Here is a 758-nt window from a genome sequence, read left to right on the forward strand (position 1 = left end):
CCGGAGCGGACGGCGCAGGGTGCTGCGATATGGCCTTCGCCGAGCCGGCGGCGGTCCGCGGACTCAAAGGCGCCGTCGTCGCCAACCAGTTGGCGCGGCTCGGCGGATTCCACTGGCGCGACGAGGCGGACGCCACGGCCGAGCCGGTCGGTGACGGCGCCTTTGAGTCCGCGGACCGCCGCCGGCTCGGCGAAGGCCATATCGCAGCACCCTGCGCCGTCCGCTCCGGCAATCGCGCACAGCGAGTCGATGCGGTCCGGCGAGGGCTCGATGACCTCGACGGTGTCGGCGTGCAGGTACTTTCCGCGGTCCGCGACGACCCGCACCCTGACCCGCTCGCCGGGCAGCGCGTAGCGGACGAACACCACGCGGCCGTCGTCCCGCGCCACACAGCTGCCACCGTTGGCGGGCGAGCCAGTGGTGACGGTGAGCTCGAGGCCCGTCGATCCACCCTTGTCTTCGGTCAATCCAGGAATCCCCTGCGCGCGTCGCCCGGTGCCGAATGCGGTTGCAGCGTCTTGAGCCGCTCCGAGGAGCTCAACTGCCACGGCACCGACGTCACCATCACATTCGGCTCGAACAGCAGTCGGCCTTTGAGTCGAAGTGCGCTCTGGTTGTGCAGCACCTGCTCCCACCAATGGCCGACGACGTACTCGGGGATGAACACGGTGACGACGGTGCGCGGCGACTCGCGGCTGATGCGCTTGACGTAGTCGAGCACCGGGCGGGTGATCTCCCGGTACGGCGAGGCGATCACC

General features: G+C 69.9%; 1 protein-coding gene and 1 pseudogene. Both read right to left on the reverse strand.

Annotated elements, in window-relative coordinates; translation table 11 throughout:
* Nucleotides 1–467, reverse strand: a 467-nt coding sequence (locus A5698_RS09730; RefSeq protein WP_156670684.1) for a TRAM domain-containing protein, incomplete at its 3' end; no start/stop codon positions are given.
* Nucleotides 464–758 (reverse strand): annotated as a pseudogene (locus tag A5698_RS09735) (DNA-binding protein); the annotation flags it as partial. The pseudogene A5698_RS09735 and the gene A5698_RS09730, both read right to left, overlap by 4 nt.

It is taken from the genome of Mycobacterium sp. E136, assembly GCF_001666865.1.
Taxonomy (GTDB): Bacteria; Actinomycetota; Actinomycetes; order Mycobacteriales; family Mycobacteriaceae; genus Mycobacterium.